This window comes from Acidovorax sp. GW460-11-11-14-LB4 (assembly GCF_059423685.1).
Genome location: NZ_JBWKYJ010000001.1, coordinates 263,856 through 281,623 on the forward strand (window position 1 = coordinate 263,856; position 17,768 = coordinate 281,623).

Annotated in this window: 16 protein-coding genes and 1 tRNA gene; 9 read left to right on the forward strand and 8 right to left on the reverse strand. The window is 63.2% G+C overall.

From position 1 onward, the window contains the following. Positions 1-2: 2 nt before the first annotated feature. The 3 genes from AC07X4_RS01175 to AC07X4_RS01185 form a co-directional block, all read right to left on the reverse strand. Entirely contained in the window at positions 3-956 is a 954-nt protein-coding gene (locus AC07X4_RS01175; protein ID WP_056063520.1) for a branched-chain amino acid ABC transporter permease, read from the reverse strand. An 83-nt stretch (positions 957-1,039) separates the two neighbouring features. Continuing rightward, entirely contained in the window at positions 1,040-2,272 is a 1,233-nt protein-coding gene (locus tag AC07X4_RS01180) for a branched-chain amino acid ABC transporter substrate-binding protein (RefSeq protein ID WP_108499645.1), read from the reverse strand. Positions 2,273-2,459: 187 nt separating this feature from the next. Next, a complete protein-coding gene (locus AC07X4_RS01185; RefSeq protein ID WP_288850563.1) occupies positions 2,460-4,103 on the reverse strand; it encodes a 3-(methylthio)propionyl-CoA ligase in 1,644 nt (547 codons plus the stop codon). Between the two features lie 288 nt (positions 4,104-4,391). On the opposite strand from AC07X4_RS01185, the gene AC07X4_RS01190 reads away from it, so the two are divergent. Next, positions 4,392-5,078, forward strand: a complete 687-nt coding sequence (locus AC07X4_RS01190; RefSeq protein WP_494738981.1) for a Crp/Fnr family transcriptional regulator — start codon at positions 4,392-4,394, stop codon at positions 5,076-5,078. Positions 5,079-5,124: 46 nt separating this feature from the next. On the opposite strand, the gene AC07X4_RS01195 is transcribed toward AC07X4_RS01190, so the two are convergent. Beyond that, the gene (locus AC07X4_RS01195; protein WP_494738982.1) at positions 5,125-6,858 is read right to left on the reverse strand and encodes a carboxylesterase/lipase family protein; all 1,734 of its coding nucleotides are present in this window, start codon (positions 6,856-6,858) and stop codon (positions 5,125-5,127) included. A 185-nt stretch (positions 6,859-7,043) separates the two neighbouring features. Between AC07X4_RS01195 and AC07X4_RS01200 the strand changes: the two genes are divergently transcribed. The 6 genes from AC07X4_RS01200 to AC07X4_RS01225 all read left to right on the forward strand — a co-directional run bounded on the left by AC07X4_RS01200 (position 7,044) and on the right by AC07X4_RS01225 (position 11,774). Beyond that, positions 7,044-8,111: an AraC family transcriptional regulator gene (locus tag AC07X4_RS01200; RefSeq protein WP_056746266.1), complete on the forward strand. Its 1,068-nt coding sequence runs from the start codon at positions 7,044-7,046 to the stop codon at positions 8,109-8,111. Between the two features lie 79 nt (positions 8,112-8,190). After that, positions 8,191-9,672 carry a protein adenylyltransferase SelO gene (locus AC07X4_RS01205; RefSeq protein WP_494738983.1) on the forward strand — a complete coding sequence of 494 codons (1,482 nt, stop codon included), beginning with the start codon at positions 8,191-8,193 and terminating at the stop codon, positions 9,670-9,672. Next, positions 9,669-10,082 (forward strand): peptide-methionine (R)-S-oxide reductase MsrB, encoded by a 414-nt coding sequence (gene msrB / locus AC07X4_RS01210; RefSeq protein WP_494738984.1) that lies wholly within the window; start codon positions 9,669-9,671, stop codon positions 10,080-10,082. Before AC07X4_RS01205 ends, msrB begins: the two co-directional genes overlap by 4 nt. Positions 10,083-10,106: 24 nt before the next feature. Further along, complete coding sequence (locus tag AC07X4_RS01215) at positions 10,107-10,646, forward strand: septation protein A (RefSeq protein WP_056063543.1); 540 nt, start codon at positions 10,107-10,109, stop codon at positions 10,644-10,646. A 15-nt stretch (positions 10,647-10,661) separates the two neighbouring features. Continuing rightward, positions 10,662-10,922 carry a BolA family protein gene (locus AC07X4_RS01220; protein WP_056746271.1) on the forward strand — a complete coding sequence of 87 codons (261 nt, stop codon included), beginning with the start codon at positions 10,662-10,664 and terminating at the stop codon, positions 10,920-10,922. A 66-nt stretch (positions 10,923-10,988) separates the two neighbouring features. Continuing rightward, positions 10,989-11,774, forward strand: a complete 786-nt coding sequence (locus tag AC07X4_RS01225; RefSeq protein ID WP_056063551.1) for a peptidylprolyl isomerase — start codon at positions 10,989-10,991, stop codon at positions 11,772-11,774. A 101-nt stretch (positions 11,775-11,875) separates the two neighbouring features. Here the strand turns inward: AC07X4_RS01225 and AC07X4_RS01230 are convergent, their stop codons facing one another. The 4 genes from AC07X4_RS01230 to AC07X4_RS01245 all read right to left on the reverse strand — a co-directional run bounded on the left by AC07X4_RS01230 (position 11,876) and on the right by AC07X4_RS01245 (position 14,911). Then, positions 11,876-12,691: a heparan-alpha-glucosaminide N-acetyltransferase gene (locus tag AC07X4_RS01230; protein ID WP_494738985.1), complete on the reverse strand. Its 816-nt coding sequence runs from the start codon at positions 12,689-12,691 to the stop codon at positions 11,876-11,878. Positions 12,692-12,917: 226 nt separating this feature from the next. After that, positions 12,918-12,994 (reverse strand) — tRNA-Pro (locus AC07X4_RS01235). A gap of 190 nt (positions 12,995-13,184) precedes the next feature. Next, entirely contained in the window at positions 13,185-13,436 is a 252-nt protein-coding gene (gene infA, locus AC07X4_RS01240; RefSeq protein ID WP_015014402.1) for a translation initiation factor IF-1, read from the reverse strand. A 302-nt stretch (positions 13,437-13,738) separates the two neighbouring features. Then, the gene (locus AC07X4_RS01245; protein WP_494738986.1) at positions 13,739-14,911 is read right to left on the reverse strand and encodes an HPP family protein; all 1,173 of its coding nucleotides are present in this window, start codon (positions 14,909-14,911) and stop codon (positions 13,739-13,741) included. Between the two features lie 543 nt (positions 14,912-15,454). On the opposite strand from AC07X4_RS01245, the gene AC07X4_RS01250 reads away from it, so the two are divergent. Together AC07X4_RS01250 and AC07X4_RS01255 are read left to right on the forward strand one after the other, a co-directional pair. Continuing rightward, positions 15,455-16,642 carry an ABC transporter substrate-binding protein gene (locus AC07X4_RS01250; protein WP_494738987.1) on the forward strand — a complete coding sequence of 396 codons (1,188 nt, stop codon included), beginning with the start codon at positions 15,455-15,457 and terminating at the stop codon, positions 16,640-16,642. A 213-nt stretch (positions 16,643-16,855) separates the two neighbouring features. Further along, positions 16,856-17,719 (forward strand): branched-chain amino acid ABC transporter permease, encoded by an 864-nt coding sequence (locus AC07X4_RS01255; protein WP_494738988.1) that lies wholly within the window; start codon positions 16,856-16,858, stop codon positions 17,717-17,719. The last annotated feature ends 49 nt before the right edge of the window (positions 17,720-17,768 follow it).

Below are 17,768 nucleotides of genomic sequence, written 5' to 3' on the forward strand. Positions count from 1 at the left end.
CATCAGTCCTCCCGCGTGCCCAGAAGGCCCTTGGGGCGGAAGATCAGGATCAGCACGAGGAACAGGTACGGCAGGATGGGCGCCACCTGGGAAATCGTGAGCTTGAGCAAGGGATAGCCAAAGGTCTGGTCGGTCACCGCCACACCCACGGCCTTGAAGACGTGGATCAGCGAGTAGTCCAGCGCCACGGCAAAGGTCTGTACCACGCCAATCAACAGCGAAGCGATGAAAGCACCGGCGAGCGAGCCCATGCCGCCCACCACCACCACCACGAAGATGATGGAGCCTACAGACGCCGCCATCGCAGGCTCGGTCACATAGGTGTTGCCACCGATCACGCCCGCCAGGCCCGCCAGCGCGGCACCGCCACCAAACACCAGCATGAAGACACGCGGCACGTTGTGGCCCAGCGCTTCCACCATTTCGGGGTACTTGAGAGCCGCCTGGATCACCAGCCCGATGCGGGTGCGTGTGAGCAGCAGCCACACCGACAGCAGCATCAGCAGCGCCACCAGCATCACAAACGAACGCGACTTGGGAAACTGCGTGCCGTACAGCGAGAACAGCGGGCCCTGCAATTGCTCTGGCAGGCCGTAAGGCACCGTGGAGCGACCCCAGACCAGCTGCACGACCTCCAGAATCAGGTACGACAGCCCGAACGTGACCAGCAGCTCGGGCACATGGCCAAACTTGTGCACCCGGCGCAGGGCGTAGCGCTCGAACGCAGCCCCCAGCACAAACACCACAAGCGGTGCCAGCACCAGCGCAGGCCAAAAGCCCACCACCCCGGAGATGGTGAACGCGAAATAGGCACCCAGCATGTAGAAGCTGGTGTGTGCGAAGTTGAGCACGCCCATCATGCTGAAGATCAGCGTGAGGCCGGAACTCAGCATGAACAGCAGGAGCCCGTAGCTCACGCCGTTCAGCAAAGAGATCACGAAAAACTCAGGATTCATTGGAATTTTTCATCACGGAGGGAAAAAAAAGGCCCGAGTACGTCGGGCCTCGAAGTTCTGGCGCCGAAACGCCAGCGCCGGATTTAGGGGCGCTTCATCTGGCACGACGTGGGCGTGCTGGCCACGTAGGGTTCGTAGTACTTCAGTGGCACGAAGGTGTAGCCGGTGTTTTCCGAGTCGATGGGGTACTTGCCGCCGGCCTTTTCCCACTTGGAAATGAACAGGCCCTGTTGCAGCTGGTGGTCGGTCTTGCGCATTTCGACTTCACCGTTGAAGCTCTTGAACTTCATGCCTTCAAACGCTGCAGCCACCTTGACGGGGTCGGTGGACTTGGCCTTCACGAAACCTTCGGACAGCATGGTGAAGGCGTGGTACACGGCACCGGTGTACATGTCGTCGTTGAACTTCTTCTTGTAGTCCACAACGATCTGGTTCAGCGGGCCAGGCAGGTTCATGTGGGCGTAAGCCACCATGTACACGCGGCCTGCAGCGGCAGAGCCCATGGCAGTGGGGCTGCCGGTGACAGAGCCGTAGTAGGTGTAGAAGTTGACGTTGTTCAGGCCCGCGTCGTTGGCGGCCTTGATCAGCAGTGCCAGGTCAGAACCCCAGTTGCCGGTGATCACGCTGTCAGCGCCCGACGCCTTGATCTTGGCGATGTAGGGCGAGAAGTCGCGCACCTGGGCCAGGGGGTGCAGGTCGTCACCCACAAACTGCACGTCGGGGCGCTTACGCTGCATCATCTCCTTGGCAAACTTGGAGACCTGGTGGCCGTGGGAGTAGTTCTGGTTGATCAGGTAGACCTTCTTGACCTCTGGCAGGTCCTTCATGTAGGTCGTCAGCGCTTCCATCTTCATGGAGGTGTCTGCATCCAGACGGAAGTGCCAGTAGCTGCACTTGCTGTTGGTGAGGTCTGGGTCCACGGCAGCGTAGTTCAGGAACAGGACTTCCTTGCCGGGATTGCGTGCGTTGTGCTTTTCGAGCGCGTCCATGATGGCCAGTGCGGGGCCAGAGCCGTTGCCCTGCACCACGTAGCGCGCACCCTGGTCCATGGCCGAGCGCAGGGCGCTGGTGGTTTCCTGCGGGCTGAGTTTGTTGTCGATGCCGATGATTTCAAATTTGACGCCGGCAGGGTTCTTCTTGTTGAACTCTTCAGCGATGAACTGGAAGCTCTTGAGCTGGTTCGTTCCCACGGCCGCCATCAGGCCAGACAGGGGGTCGAGCCAGGCGATTTTGACCGTCTCGCCCTTTTGAGCGAAGGCCCCGCCAGCGCTTGCCAAGATTACCGAGGCTGCTACAGCCTTAATAGCGAACTTCATGCTTTTGTCTCCTTGTAAATCGACACAACGCAGCGTACCGCGTTGCAACAAAGCGATGCTCAGGGATTGCCCCTACCAGCGTCGCACACGTGACTGGCGCTGCGCTCCCCCGAGCGCGCACCAGCCTGGGGCAGTGCAAAAAATGGCGCTCGCGAGCGATGCGCGCACATGCATTGCCCCACCCTGATCACAGGCCGGGAAGCTTGTAATCCTTGAGCTGCTCACGCAGCTTGGTCTTGAGCATCTTGCCGGTGGCACCGAGCGGAATGGCATCGACAAACACCACGTCGTCAGGGATCTGCCACTTGGCCGTCTTGCCTTCGTAGAAGGCCAGCAGCGCTTCGCGCGTCACCTCTGCGCCAGGCCGCTTGACCACGGCCACAATGGGGCGCTCGTCCCACTTGGGATGAGGCATACCCACACACGCTGCCATGGCAATGGCGGGATGGGCCATCGCAATGTTCTCGATGTCGATGGAGCTGATCCATTCGCCACCGGACTTGATCACGTCCTTGCTGCGGTCGGTGATCTGCATGAAGCCGTCGGCGTCGATGGTGGCCACGTCACCCGTGGGGAACCAGCCCCTGCCCTGCGCGTCGCGCACCAGCGGGTCACCGCCCTCGCCCTTGAAGTAGCTGCCCACGATCCAGGGGCCCTTGACCAGCAGGTCGCCATAGGTCTTGCCGTCCCAGGGCAGCTCGTTGCCGTCGCCACCCACGATCTTCATGTCCACACCATAGATCGCACGGCCCTGCTTTTGCAGGATCTTCATCTGCTCGTCCTTGGACATGGCGAGGTGTTTGTTCTTGAGCGTGCACAGCGTGCCCAGCGGGCTCATCTCGGTCATGCCCCAGGCGTGCAACACCTCCACGCCGTAGTCCTCCTTGAACGCGTGGATCATGGCGGGCGGACAGGCCGAGCCACCGATGACCGTGCGGCGCAGGGTGGAGAACTTGAGGCCTGCAGGCTTCATGTGGCCCAACATCATCTGCCACACGGTGGGCACGCCTGCGGCATAGCTCACCTTCTCCGCTTCGATGAGTTCGTAGATGGACTTGCCGTCCATCGCCGGGCCGGGGAACACCAGCTTGCAGCCTGTGAGTGCAGCCGAGTACGGAATGCCCCAGGCGTTGACGTGGAACATGGGCACCACCGGCAGCACCGAGTCGCGGGCCGAGAGGCACATCACATCGGGCAGCGCTGCAGCATAAGCGTGCAGCGTGGTGGAACGGTGGCTGTACAGCGCGGCCTTGGGGTTGCCCGTGGTGCCGCTGGTGTAGCACATGCTCGATGCAGAGTTCTCATCGAACTCAGGCCACGCGTAGTCCGAAGACTGCGCACCAATCCAGGCTTCGTAGCTGGTCAGGCCGGGGATGCCAGTGTCGGCCGGCAGCTTGTCGGCATCGCACAGGGCGACCCATTTCTTGACGGTGGGGCATTTGGCGTGCACCGCCTGCACCAGGGGCAGGAAGGTGGTGTCAAAGCACATCACCTGGTCTTCTGCGTGGTTGATGATCCAGGCGATCTGGTCGGGGTGCAGGCGTGGATTGACGGTGTGCAGCACACGGCCCGATCCGCTCACACCGAAATACATCTCCATGTGGCGATAGCCGTTCCAGGCCAGCGTGGCCACCCGGTCGCTGAACTGGAGCTTCAGGTCATCCAGCGCGTTGGCCAGGCGGCGGGCACGTGCGGCGAGGTCGCGGTACGTGTAGCGATGGATGTCCCCCTCCACCCGTCGGGACACGATTTCGGCGTCGCCGTGGTGGCGCTCTGCGAATTCGATCAGCGACGAAATCAGCAACGGTTGACTCTGCATCAAGCCCAGCATGAATACTCCTTGGATGTTGTAGTGAATGGAACGGTCATCGTAGCGCGCGTATCGGCGTCCGGGTGTCGCCCGCGTCGTGCCCCCGCACGCCGCTGGGATGAACCCGCACACGCCGCACCACCACACTGGCATGGCATCGGCGGCGACATGGTTGCGCTATCGCTGGCCTCCGTGAACCGCAGCGGAGTGTGCGCCCGGCGGGCATGGCTGCCAACACTTGTCGTCCCACTGACAAAGGGCAAGGGAATACCCTGAACCGCCGGCACCGCTGCAGCGACAATCGGGCCCATGCTTTGCGCTACCCCTTCTGCCCAACGATTCATTGCCGCCCAGCCCTGGTTCGCGGGCCTGCCTGCTGCCATGCAGGAGCGGCTGCGCGAAGAGGTGTTTGCCGAGCAGGCCGACAAGGGCGCGGTGATGATGCCCGCCGGCAGCGCCGTGCGGGGCTGGCATGCCGTGCTGTCGGGCCTGGTGATGCTGCAGAGCCCCACCAGCAAGGGCCGGTCGTCAGCCTTCATCGGCGTGCCTGACGGTGAATGGTTTGGCGAGGGCTCGGCCATGAAGCCCGAGCCCCGCCGGTACCACGTGGTGGCACTGCGCCCCACCACCCTGCTGTGCCTGCCCCTGCCGCTGTTTGCCACGCTGCGCGATACCAGCCTGGCGTTCAACCAGTTCCTGGTGCTGCATCTGAACATGCGCCTGGGCCAGGCCATGACGATCATCGAAGCCGGTCGCACCCAGTCCACCGAGCACCGCGTGGCGCTGTACCTCAGCCGCCTGTTCTGGCGCAGCACCCGGCGGCTCAACCTCACGCAGGAAGAGCTGGGCCAGCTCGTGGGCCTGTCGCGGCAGACCGTGAACAAGGTGCTGCAGTCGCTGGAGGGCATGGGCATTGTGTCGCTGGACTTCGGGCGCGTGGCCATCGTGGACGACGAGGCGCTGAACGCATACCTCGCCGCCACGGCCGCGCACTGACCCCCCGCATTCGGCCGAGGTCTGTTCGACATCTGCAGCACGAGGGTCATTGCACGCTCAGGCGTACCGCCTTCTGGTCTGCATCAAAGATGAACTTGCGGGGCCACGGCTGCCAGGTCTGGCCCAGCGTGGCGTTGTTGGGATCGCCGGTGTGCACAAAGGCGCGCAGGCTGTCCATCATGGCCCGCGACAGGGCCACGCGCCCCGGCTGGTTGGCAGCGCTGTTGGTCGCCTTCGCAAACACCGAGGGACCGAAGTTGCCAAACACAAAGGGCAGGTCGAACGCATGGGCCGCGCCATACACATCGTTCCACGGTGCGGGCTGCTGAGCCCAGTTGAACTGGTAGTTCCACACATTGCTCTGCTGGCTGCGCAGTGCGTTCAGCAGGTTGTCGCGGCTGGCGCCAATGAACACATTGCCCAGCAGCTGGGTGCGTGCGTTGTAGCCCGTGCCCGGGGCTGTCACCGGCAGGTAGGACGCATCCAGAATGTCCGCCGCAGTGAGGGTGGTGGGGACATCAGGGTCAAAGCGCTGCATCATCGCAAAGCGCTCGGCATCGCCGATCTTCATGCCGGGCTTGCCGCCCAGCAGCACCAGGAACGGGGCAAACAGCTTGCCCTCCTCGGCCGTGTAGCCGGACAACACAGGCACCTTCTGATAGCGGCCCGCAGAAATCTCCGTGATCGGATCGGCCGGAACCACCACACCGTCCGGGATCGGGCCAGAACCAGTCAGCCCCTTTGCCAGCACCGTCTGCAAAACGACCCGCGCATCCTTGCCACGCAGGTAACTGGCCACCTGCGCCGGGGGCCAGCTGGCCACCAGGGCCTGGGCTTCGGGCAGGCCAGGTGCCAGGCCATCGGCCACGGCCAGATGCGCCAGCAACTGGCTGGCCTGTGTGGCGTAGCGGGAGACCGGGTTGAGTGTGGGGATGGACCCGGCGGGCAGGTTCGACGCCAAGGAGATCCCGCCGCTGATCGGTACCAATTTGTGGAAGAGCCCGGCGGCCTGCGGTGCGGCCAGCAGCGCCAAGGCATTGATGGCCCCCGCCGACTGCCCCATCAACGTGACGTTGCCCGCATTGCCGCCAAACCGGGCGATGTTGCCCTGGACAAACCGCAGCGCCTGCACGACGTCCAGCAGCGCGTAGTTGCCGGTATAGGTGCTGCTGCCTCCGCTGCTTCCATTGCCGTTGTTGCCGGCATGCAGGGCGGGCAACTGCAGATACCCCAGCACATCCAGCCGGTAGTTGGCTGTGACCACGATGGCATTGGCCGACTTGGCCAGCGCGGCGCCGTCGTACACCGGGTCGGCGGTGTAGCCCGAGATGGCACTACCACCGTGGATAAAGACCAGCACTGGCAGGTTATCCTGCGCGGTGGCCGGACGCCAGATGTTGAGGGTCAGGCAGTCTTCGCTGCCCAGTGGGGTGTTGAGCGTCTGGCCAATCGTGTCGTCAAAGCGGTTGTTGGCGCCCGGGCCGTAAATGCGGCCCATCTGCAGGCACGCATTGCCAAACCGGGTGGCGCTGCGCTCGCCCGTCCAGGCGGTGGGCTCCGCGGGCGGCTGCCAGCGCAGGGCCCCTACAGGGGGTTGTGCGTAGGGAACGCCCTTCCAGGCATAAGTGCCGCTGGTGGCGCTGTCATCCGTGCCGCGCACCATGCCATAGCGGGTTTCGCGCAGTTCGGGCGGCGTACCGCCAGAACCACCACACGCCGTGGTCATCACAGCGGCGAGACAGGCTGCGCCCCAGCGCAGGCTCTTTGCAAAATAGGCCATGTTGTTTGTCTCCTTCGGGGTTTTCAGGAATGGGGCGGGCCTGCAGAACGCATCACACTCGCGCCTGGAACCGACCTCGGCGCCGATTGTGGAAACGCCCGGCCCACAACCCACTATCGCAACCACACCAAAACAGTGACTTCAGAACACCACCCGCGCGTAAACCCTGAGACAGGGGCCTGCCCATGAACCCACTGCCGCAGCGCACCAGCTCTGCCGCCTGGGTGCGCGGCATTGCGGAGCTGTTTGCAGCCGAAGGACTGCCGGTGCAAGCCCTGTGCGCGCAGGCCGACATCGACCTGGAGAGCCTGCAGCACCCCCACACCCGCGTGGATGTGGACCGCGTCAGCCGCTTGTGGGAGGCCGCAGCCCAGCACTACGACCGCCCGGGGCTGGGCCTGGACCGCCAGCTGGCCGCGCGCTACGGCAAGCTGGATCTGGTCGGCCACGCACTGGCCTCGGGGCCCAACCTTCTCGAAGGCTTCAGGCACCTGGACCGGCACATGGCGCTGATCTCGGACGCCACCACGTTCTCGATGGAGCGAGACCCACGCGGTTACTGGATGGTGCTCAACCACATCGGCGCCTCGCGCCCCATACCGCGACAGCGGGTGGAGTTTGCGGTGCTGACCCTGCTGACGCTGTGCGATTGGCTCACCCGGCGCGACCTCACGCCCCTGGCCGTGGAGCTGGTCACCCCAGCGCCGGCCGACGACACGCGGCATCGCGCGGCATTCGGCGTGCCACCGCGCTTTGGCCAGCCAGTGAACCGCTTTCTGATGGCCGAAGCCGACCTGCTGCAACCCATTCCCACCCACAACCCCAGCCTGTGGGCGCTGCACGAACAACTGGTGGAGGCCGAGCTGGGACAACTGGGCCCGTTGGGCCAATCGCTGGTCAGCGCCAAGGTGCGCACCGAAATATCGCGCATGCTGCACCTCGGCGAACCCCGCCGCGAGGACGTGGCTGCGCGCCTGCACCTCACCGATCGCACTTTGCAGCGCCGGCTGCAGGCAGAGTCGGTGAGTTTTCAGCAACTGCTGGACGACACCCGCAGCGAGCTGGCACGCCAATACCTGGCCGACCCGCGCCGCAGCCTGGCCGAGGTGGCGGACCAGCTGGGCTTCAGCGACCAGAGCAACCTGTTTCGGGCCTGCAAGCGCTGGTTTGGCATGCCCCCAGGCCAATACCGCCAGCAGCTGCTGCAGCCTGCGTCAGGCCCGGCCTGCCTGACGGCGGCAGCGTTGTTGTAGCGGTCGCGGTGCAGGCTATCCCCGCCCTGCCATGGCCCTGTGGGCGCCGGGGCATCCGGCCTGCGAGACAATCCAGCCCATGACCCTGACTGCCGACAGCGACGCCCACACCGACCTCGGCCTCGCCTGGGACCACCGCTTTGCCGCGCTGGGCACCGACTTTTTCACCGAACTGCGCCCCACCCCTCTGCCCACGCCCCATTGGGTAGGCACCAGCCCCGCCGTAGCGCAACTGCTAGGGCTGGATGAAGCCGCCTTGCGCAGCGATGAGGCCCTGCAGGCCTTCACCGGCAACCGCCTGCTGGCAGGCTCGCGCCCCCTGGCCAGCGTGTACAGCGGACACCAGTTTGGCGTCTGGGCCGGTCAGCTGGGCGATGGGCGCGCCATCATGCTCGGGGAGACGGCTACGGGGTGGGAAGTCCAGCTCAAGGGTGCAGGCCGCACGCCCTACTCTCGCATGGGCGATGGCCGTGCGGTGTTGCGCTCCAGCATCCGCGAGTTTTTGTGCAGCGAAGCCATGCACGGACTGGGTGTGCCGACATCGCGCGCGCTGTGCATCACCGGCTCGCCCGCGCACGTCCGCCGCGAAGAAATCGAGACCGCTGCCGTCGTCACCCGCGTGGCACGCAGCTTTGTGCGTTTTGGTCATTTCGAGCACTTTGCTGCCAACGGCCAGGAGGCCGCGCTGCAAACGCTGGCCGACTACGTCATTGACCGCTACTACCCCGAATGCCGGGACAGCACCGACCTGGCAGGCAACCCGTACGCCGCCCTGCTGCAGGCCGTGAGCGAGCGCACCGCACGCCTCATGGCGCAGTGGCAGGCGGTCGGCTTTTGCCATGGCGTGATGAACACCGACAACATGAGCATCCTGGGCCTGACGATTGACTACGGGCCGTTCCAGTTTCTCGACGCGTTTGTGCCCGGCCACGTGTGCAACCACAGCGACTCGCAAGGCCGTTACGCCTACAACCGCCAGCCCAATGTGGCGTACTGGAACCTGTTTTGCCTGGCACAGGCGCTGCTGCCGTTGATCGGCGACCAGGAACTGGCCAAGCAGGCCCTGGAGTCTTACAAGACGGTTTTCCCCGAGGCCTTCATGGCCCGCATGCGCGCCAAGCTGGGGCTGCGGGAGGCCAGCGACGGCGATGGCGCTCTCATCGACGGCATCTTGCTGCTGCTGGCCCAGAACCGGGTGGACTACCCCATCTTCTGGCGCCGCCTGTCGCAGGCCGTGGGCACCCAAGACATGGAGCCCGTGCGCGACCTGTTTGCGGACCGTGCTGGCCTGGACCAATGGATGCTACTATATTCAGAGCACTCAAGGCATATGGATGTAGCGCATCAAGCCGATTTGATGCTCAAAACCAATCCCAAGTTCGTGCTGCGCAACCACCTGGGCGAACAGGCCATTCGTGCGGCGAAACTTGGCGACTTCGGTGAACTCCAAACCCTGCAGCGGCTGCTGGAGCGCCCGTTTGACGAGCACCCGGGGCATGACGCCTACGCCGCCTTCCCGCCCGACTGGGCGTCTTCCATCGAGATCAGCTGTTCATCATGACCCATCCCATCCAGAAGACTGACGCCGAATGGCAAGCCGTGCTGCGCGAAAAAGGCGCAGAACCCGTGGCCTTCCAGGTCACGCGCCATGCCGCCACCGAGCGCCCTTTCACTGGCAAGTACGAAGCCCACTGGGCCGACGGCAGCTACCACTGCGTCTGCTGCGGCGCCAAGCTGTTCGACTCAGTCACCAAATTCGATGCGGGCTGCGGCTGGCCCAGCTTCTCGGAAGCAGTTCCAGGGGCCATCACCGAAATCGTGGACCGCAGCCATGGCATGGTCCGCACCGAAACGGTGTGTGCACAATGCGGGGCGCACCTGGGCCATGTGTTTGAAGATGGCCCAGCGCCCACCGGGTTGCGGTATTGCATGAACTCGGCTTCGCTGGACTTCGAGTCCGGCGACCGCTGAAGCCCGGGACTTCTTGCTGACTCCATGAAAATTCTGATCGACTTTTTTCCCATCCTGCTGTTCTTCGGGGCCTACAAGTTCTACGGCATCTACGTAGGCACCGCCGTGCTCATGGCGGCCACGGCCTTGCAGATGGCCATCATCTACGCCATCGACCGGCGCCTGCAGACCATGCACAAGGTCACCCTGGTGCTGATCCTGCTGTTTGGCACGCTCACGCTGGTGCTGCAGGACGACCGGTTCATCAAATGGAAACCCACAGTGCTCTATGGCGCTATGTCGGTGGCCCTGGCGGTAGCGCTCTGGGCGCTCAAGAAGAATTTCCTCAAGATGCTGCTGGGCAGCCAGCTGGACTTGCCCGACGCCGTCTGGCAGCGGCTGAACGTGGCCTGGATCATCTACTGCGCCTTCATGTCTGCCATCAACGCGTACGTGGTGATGAACTTCAGCACCGAAGCCTGGGTGGACTTCAAGTTGTGGGGCTATGCGTTTCCGCTGGTCTTCCTGGTGGCCCAGGGTATCTACATTGCGCCCCACCTCAAGGGCGACGAGCCCACCACCTGAACGAGTGTGAAGCCCATGAACTCCATCGCAGACCAGATGCACCAGACACTGGCCGACCGCCTCACCCCCAGCCACCTGGAGGTGCTGGACGAAAGTGCCGCCCACGCAGGCCATGCGGGTGCCAACGGCACGGGATTCGGCACCCATTTTCGGGTGCGAATTTCGTCACCTTTCTTTACAGGACGCTCCCGCGTGGCCCAACACCGCCTTGTGTATGATGCGCTGCAAGAATTTATTGACCAAGGCGTTCACGCCCTCGCCATTGAAGTTCTCTGAGCCGGCCTCAAGTCAACATCTGCCGGATTTCAGTCGGCAAACAACCCCTCATTTTTTGGATTCCGCATGAAGAAACAGCTCCTGTCCGGCCTCGTTGCCGCTGCCGTGCTGGGCACGTTGGCCCTGCCCGTTTCCGCCCAGAATGTCGCCATTGTTAACGGCAAGGCAGTTCCCAAGGAGCGCGTCGAAGCGCTCAAGCAGCAGGTCGAACGCTCGGGCCGCCCCGTGACGCCCGACATCGAAGGCCAGATCAAGGAAGAAGTCATTGCCCGTGAAATCTTCATGCAGGAAGCTCAAAAGCGCGGCCTGGAAACCTCGGCAGACTACAAGGCCCAGCTGGACCTGGCACGCCAGGCCATCCTGATCCGCGAACTGTTCGCCGACTTCCAGAAGACGAACCCCGTCACCGACGCTGAAATCCAGGCCGAATACGACAAGTTCGTGGCAGCCAACAGCGGCAAGGAATACAAGGCCCGCCACATCCTGGTGGAAAAGGAAGCCGACGCCAAGGCCATCATCGCGTCCATCAAGAAGGGCGCCAAGTTTGAAGACATCGCCAAGAAGCAATCCAAGGACCCAGGCTCCGGCGCCAAGGGCGGCGACCTCGACTGGGCCAACCCATCGAGCTACGTGAGCGAGTTCACCGAAGCGCTGGTCAAGCTCGAAAAGGGCAAGATGACCGAAACGCCCGTGAAGAGCCAGTTTGGCTGGCACATCATCCGCCTGGACGATGTGCGCCAGGCAGAGCTGCCCAAGCTCGAAGAAGTCAAGCCCCAAGTGGCGCAGCAACTGCAGCAGCAAAAGCTGGCCAAGTTCCAGGAAGACCTGCGCGCCAAGGCCAAGGTGGAATAAGCCACTCGGCCCCCCAGCCGTCATGGCCACAAAAAACGCGACCTCGGTCGCGTTTTTTTATGGCTCGGCCTGTTTGGCAAGGCCAGACAGTTCGACGAGGCTCAGGTCCGCCCCATCAGCCACACCACAGCCATCAGCAGGCCGATCATCACCGGTTGGTGGAGCATGTAATAGCTCAGGCTCCATCGCCCCAGTGTCGCCAGAGGCCGCACCACCACGGGTAGCGGCCATTGCAACCAGCCCCTGCGCGCGCGCATGGCCCATTGACCTGCAGCGAGCCCCCACCAGAGCACACCCAACCATGGCAACACGGGCACATAGTCTTCCGTGAACGGTTTGCGGGACACCAACCCCAGCCAATTCAGGGCTCGCCCATTGAACCAGGGTGCGGCATCGGCCCATAGCCCCGCCAGAAGCTGCTGCGCAGCCCACGGCAAGGCCACCGCCACCAGTCCGGCCAGCCACAGCCAGCGCCCCCACCCTGCCGTACAGCGCGCAATGAGCAACATCACCGCCATGCCATGCAGCACACCGAAATAGATGAAGCTGGCCGGAAACATCACAAACGACCCCGCGGACACCAGCAGCGCACACCCGGCGATCTGCACCCAGCGGCGCCCAAACCGGTGCCAGCCCTGCCCCTGATGCAACGCAATGGCCTGGCCCAGTCCCGCGCAAAACAGGAAAAGACTCACGATGAAGGTGCGCTGCGTGGTCCAGAACGGATCCACACGAAAGTTCTGTGACCACAAGCCGAAGTGGCTCAGATCAAAACAGAAGTGGAACACCGTCATCCACACCATGGCGACTCCCCTCAGAGCATCGACCGCGTCGTATCGCTGCACTGCAGGCAGGGCAAGCGCTTCGGACTGGGGCAACGGTACGGCAGCGGCTTTAGAGAGCACAGAGAAGGTCATGGACATACCAGCAAGCACAGTGCGCGGTAAACGGCAGGGGCGGTGCGAATGGGAGCCAACCGGCGATGGCCACAATGGTACGTAGATTCCGCGAGCCTGCTGGAAACGAAGGCGGTGAATAGCCCATTTCCGCTCGCCACCGAGACCCCGATCGCCTCTGCGTTGAAAGGCACCAGGCTGGCAAGAAAAAAGGCCTTGCAGCATTTGCTGCAAGGCCTTCAAACATTGGTCGGAGCGGCGGGATTCGAACTCGCGACCCTCTGCTCCCAAAGCAGATGCGCTACCAGGCTGCGCTACGCTCCGACAGCTCGTATTCTAACCCGCCAATTCTCCTGTTTTTGGCTCATCGCCTGCTTTTTTGACTTTTTTTTAGAAAGTAGCAGGGCGAAGAGATCGCAGGGGGGAGCGGTCGCGCGAACGCGACGTGGCAAGAGACGAACCAGAAAAAAACTACAAAACCGCCTCGGTCTGCCACGGACCGAAAACGGAAAGATCAGCGGCTGGAGGAAGGGCCAGGACCGCGACCGGCGAGGTGGCGGAACGTGATGCGGCCCTTGGTCAGGTCGTAAGGCGACATCTCCAGGGACACTTTGTCACCAGCCAGGATACGGATGTGGTGCTTGCGCATCTTGCCGCCGGTGTAGGCAATCAGTTGGTGGCCGTTGTCCAGCGTGACGCGAAATCGCGAGTCGGGCAAGACTTCCGTGACGGAGCCCTGCATTTCAATGAGTTCTTCTTTGGCCATGTGTTTCTCTATCTCTTCAAAGCAAATGTTCTGTGGTCGGCGCCTGAGCGGTTTTATTGCATTCACCACGGCAGCTGCAGCGTTGTCGAAACTCGACACACGGTGCATGGCGGGCGGTGGGAGTCGCTGCACCCAGGGCGCAGATCAGGCAGAGGGCCGGGAGACGGCTTCAATGAACAGGCGTCAGCGCTGTGCAAAGCCTGTCAATTGTACCGCGACAAGCCGTGTTTTGCCTATGGGACACCCGGTCTGCCCTGTGGTGCGGGCGCAGCGCTCCCAGCCAGAACCTCGAAAACCATCCGCTATCGGCCTTGCACTGCCGAGGCCAGGGTGCGCACGAGGTCGGTCTGGGTGATGATGCCAACGAGGTGATCTACATCATCCACGATGGGAATGTGATGGTGTCCGCCCTGCGAAAAGAGCGGCACAAGGTCCATCGTATGCTGGGCCGAGCGCGCCACCTGGACCGGGTGGGACATGATCTCGCCCACTGCCTGGGGTTGCCCACCACGCCCCATGACCAGTGTGCGCAACCGCTGCCCAAGCCCTTCATGGGTGTCCAGGTTGGCTAGCCGCATGAAGTCGGCCACCGTCACGATACCGATCACCTGGCGCTGCGCATCCACCACCGGCAGCGCCTTGATTTGCTGCAAACGCATCAGAGCCCACGCCTCCTTCAGCGACACGCCGGCCTCCACAGCGTGAGGCGGACTGGACATGATGTCCGCGCAGCGCAACTCTCCCAGGGTTCTCTGAAAAGCTGCACGGCCCGCCAGGTGCAACAACCCCTCTAAATCCGCACGGCTCACATCGAGCACCTGGTTGTAGTGGGCCAGCGCCGCATCGACATCCGACGCAGTGAAAGCGCCCTGGCTTGTTGCCGCCCGCGGCGTGACACGCTGAGGATGCGGGTAGCGACGGCCTGTCAAACCGTTGTAGACCACGGCGGCGATCAACAGGAGGACGACGTTGAACAACACCGGGAACGCCGCAAGGTGCCACCCATCGCCAGAGGTCAACACCACGTACAACGCCATGGCCCCACCCGGAGGATGCAGACAACGCAATGGCACCATGAGCGCGATGGCCAGCCCCACTGCCACCGCCCCCGCCAGGGCCTTGTCCGGAATCAACGCAGAGCAGACCGCCCCCACCAGCGCTGACAAGGTGCTGCCACCCAACACAGGCCAGGGCTGCGCCAGCGGGCTGGAGGGCATGCCAAACACCAGTACGGCACTGGCACCCAGAGAAGCCACCATCCACGGTCCAGTGCCATTCCCCTGGGCCCACCAGCGGCTGAGCCATGCCGTGAGCAGCACACCGATCACCGCGCCCACCACAAAGCGCAGGCGCTCTTTGCCATCAATACCCAGCGGGGCGGGCCAGAAATGCCGCAGCCATTCGGCCAGGCGCGCCGCCAATGGCGGCCGGGACGGTACAGAAGGAGAAAGGTCGGAGGGGGAAGAAGGAGGCATACAGAATAAAAATGCGGATGCAACCGCAAGCTGCATCAACTCGGCGCAGACTGGATGGTGGCGGGCGCCGTGCAGTCAACACGCTATCACCCCGGCAAGACGTCCTTCCATATGCGACGGGTCCGATGATCAGCCCGCGATTGTGCAGGCAGAGCCACGCTGCAGGAGCGCGGGAGGTCATTGGTTCGATGGAACACCTGGCACCGGTCGGTGCCGCTGCCGCCTCCCTGCTGGAAACTACCTACAACGCAGGCTCAAATCGGCCACCCGAATCCAAAAAACACGATCTATACTGCACAAAAATTCAATACATGCATTTTAATTCATGTTTCAAATTTACCCCCTGGCTGCGGTAGCCATCAACGTTCGCAGCCATGTCGCCTGGATCCGGCGAGCTTCAAGCAGCGAAGACAAAGAAGGCATGGAAGCAACGACCCATGCACGCGGAACCGCACGCCAGCGCCGGTACGGGTAACCCATAGGTATTCACCACCGAACGCTTGCAGTAAATTACTTTAAGCCTAAACAAAGGAGACAAGCCCCATGACCACCCGCCGCCTCGTCATCAGCCGCAGTGCCGCCCTCGTTGGCGCAGCATCCACGGGCCTGCTGCTGCCCTCCATCGTGCGTGCTCAAAGCGGCAAGGTGCGCGTGGGGTTCATGTTGCCCTACACCGGCACCTTTGCTCAACTGGGTGTGGCCATCGAAAACGGCGTGCGCCTGGCCATCGACCAGCAGGGAGGCAAGCTCGGCGGCCGCGAGATCGAGTGGTTCAAGGTCGATGACGAGTCCGAGCCCAGCAAGGGCGTGGAAAACGCCAGCAAGCTGGTCCAGCGCGACAAGGTCGATGTGCTGATTGGCACCGTGCACTCGGGCGTGCAGATGGGCATCCAGAAGGTGGCGCGCGACACCGGTGTGATCAACCTCATCCCCAACGCGGGCGTGCACGCCGCCACCCGCGCGCTGTGCGCGCCCAATGTATTCCGCACTTCGTTCAGCAACTCCCAGCCCACGCTGGCACTGGGCAAGGCCATGGTCGAAAAGGGCCACAAAAAGGCCGTGTGGATCACCTGGAAGTACGCTGCTGGTGACGAGGCGTTTGAGGGCTTCAAGGAAAGCTACACCAAGGCCGGCGGCACCATCGTCAAGGAGCTGGGCCTGCCCTTCCCCAACGTCGAATTCCAGGCGCTTCTGACCGAGATCGCGGCCCTCAAGCCTGATGCCGTGGCCTGCTTCTTCGCCGGTGGCGGCGCGGCCAAGTTCATCAAGGACTATGCGGCGGCCGGCCTCAAGGACAAGATTCCGCTGTACGGCTCGGGCTTCCTTACCGAGGGCGTGCTGGACGCTGCCGGCCCCGCGGCCGACGGCATCATCACCACCATGCACTACAGCGATTCGCTGGACACGCCGCGCAACAAGCAGTTCCGCTTGGAATACGCCAAGGCCTTTCGCAGTCAGCCCGACGTGTATGCCGTGCAAGGCTACGACACCGGCCTGCTGCTGGTGCAGGGCGCCAACGCGGTCAAGGGCGACCTTTCTGCCAAACCGGCCGTCATCAAGGCGATGGAAAGCGCAGTCATCGACAGCCCACGCGGCAAGTGGACGATGAGCAAGTCGCACAACCCTGTGCAGGACATCTACCTGCGCCGCGTCGAGAACAAGGAAAACAAGGTGATCGGCGTAGCCGCCAAGGCGCTGGCCGACAGCGGCGCCGGTTGCAGGATGGGATAACACCCCCCTGAGGCGCTGCGCGCCTTCCCCCCGTTCTCGCAGCGTTGCGCGCAGCGGGCAGGGGGACGCAGCCCTCGCTGCGAGGCGGCCCTTGCTCGGCTGCCCTCCATGGCGCCGCGCCAGTTACCAACTCCACGGGTACATCGCCCGCACAAAGCCTCTTTCACCAGTGGCTGCCAGCCACATCGGCAGGCCGCCAACATCACCACATTCATGGACTTCGCCACCTTCCTGATCCAGCTGCTCAACAGCGTTCAATACGGCCTGCTGCTGTTCATGTTGGCGGCCGGGCTCACGCTGATCTTCGGAATCATGGGCGTGGTGAACCTGGCGCACGGCAGCTTTTACATGCTGGGTGCTTACCTCGCGTATTCACTCTCAGGGCATTTCGGCAGCCTGGCGTTGGCCATCGTGGGTGGCGCGCTGCTGTCGGTGGTCTTTGGGCTGGCGCTTGAATGGCTGCTCTTTCGCCACTTCTACCACCGCGACCACCTGGACCAGGTGTTGCTGACCTTCGGGCTGATCTACATGTTTGAAGAACTGCGCTCCATCCTGTGGGGCGACGATGTGCACGGAGTGCCCATCCCCCAAATGCTTGACTGGTCGATCCCGCTCACCGACACCCTCTCCTACCCGGTCTACCGGCTGTTCATATCGGGCGTGTGCATCGCGCTGGCTGTGGCGCTGTACCTGCTGATCTCCAAGACGCGTTTGGGCATGAAGATCCGCGCGGGCGCCTTCAACCGCGACATGGCCGAGTCGCTGGGCGTGAACATCAAGCTCATCCATGCCATCGTCTTCGCGCTGGGTGTAGGCCTGGCGGCGGTTGCTGGCATGGTGGCTGCACCGGTATCCAGCGTGTACCCGAACATGGGCTCGTCGGTCCTCATCATGTGCTTTGTGGTGGTGGTGATTGGTGGCATAGGCTCCGTGCGGGGAGCGCTGATTGCGGCGCTGCTGGTGGGCCTGGTCGATACGTTTGGCAAGGTGCTGCTGCCGCAGGCCGCGGGCATGCTGGTCTATATGCTGATGGCGGCCGTGCTGCTGTGGAAACCCGAAGGCCTGTTTAAACAATGACTACCCCCACGCTCGTCACTTCGTGTATCTCGCTGCCCCCCAAGGGGGC

Bases quoted from the DNA above. Each gene is read 5' to 3' on its own strand.
- AC07X4_RS01175 (WP_056063520.1), bottom strand. From the start codon at position 956: ATGAATCCTGAGTTTTTCGTGATCTCTTTGCTGAACGGCGTGAGCTAC.
- AC07X4_RS01180 (WP_108499645.1), bottom strand. From the start codon at position 2,272: ATGAAGTTCGCTATTAAGGCTGTAGCAGCCTCGGTAATCTTGGCAAGC.
- AC07X4_RS01185 (WP_288850563.1), bottom strand. From the start codon at position 4,103: ATGCTGGGCTTGATGCAGAGTCAACCGTTGCTGATTTCGTCGCTGATC.
- AC07X4_RS01190 (WP_494738981.1), top strand. From the start codon at position 4,392: ATGCTTTGCGCTACCCCTTCTGCCCAACGATTCATTGCCGCCCAGCCC.
- AC07X4_RS01195 (WP_494738982.1), bottom strand. From the start codon at position 6,858: ATGGCCTATTTTGCAAAGAGCCTGCGCTGGGGCGCAGCCTGTCTCGCC.
- AC07X4_RS01200 (WP_056746266.1), top strand. From the start codon at position 7,044: ATGAACCCACTGCCGCAGCGCACCAGCTCTGCCGCCTGGGTGCGCGGC.
- AC07X4_RS01205 (WP_494738983.1), top strand. From the start codon at position 8,191: ATGACCCTGACTGCCGACAGCGACGCCCACACCGACCTCGGCCTCGCC.
- msrB (WP_494738984.1), top strand. From the start codon at position 9,669: ATGACCCATCCCATCCAGAAGACTGACGCCGAATGGCAAGCCGTGCTG.
- AC07X4_RS01215 (WP_056063543.1), top strand. From the start codon at position 10,107: ATGAAAATTCTGATCGACTTTTTTCCCATCCTGCTGTTCTTCGGGGCC.
- AC07X4_RS01220 (WP_056746271.1), top strand. From the start codon at position 10,662: ATGAACTCCATCGCAGACCAGATGCACCAGACACTGGCCGACCGCCTC.
- AC07X4_RS01225 (WP_056063551.1), top strand. From the start codon at position 10,989: ATGAAGAAACAGCTCCTGTCCGGCCTCGTTGCCGCTGCCGTGCTGGGC.
- AC07X4_RS01230 (WP_494738985.1), bottom strand. From the start codon at position 12,691: ATGACCTTCTCTGTGCTCTCTAAAGCCGCTGCCGTACCGTTGCCCCAG.
- infA (WP_015014402.1), bottom strand. From the start codon at position 13,436: ATGGCCAAAGAAGAACTCATTGAAATGCAGGGCTCCGTCACGGAAGTC.
- AC07X4_RS01245 (WP_494738986.1), bottom strand. From the start codon at position 14,911: ATGCCTCCTTCTTCCCCCTCCGACCTTTCTCCTTCTGTACCGTCCCGG.
- AC07X4_RS01250 (WP_494738987.1), top strand. From the start codon at position 15,455: ATGACCACCCGCCGCCTCGTCATCAGCCGCAGTGCCGCCCTCGTTGGC.
- AC07X4_RS01255 (WP_494738988.1), top strand. From the start codon at position 16,856: ATGGACTTCGCCACCTTCCTGATCCAGCTGCTCAACAGCGTTCAATAC.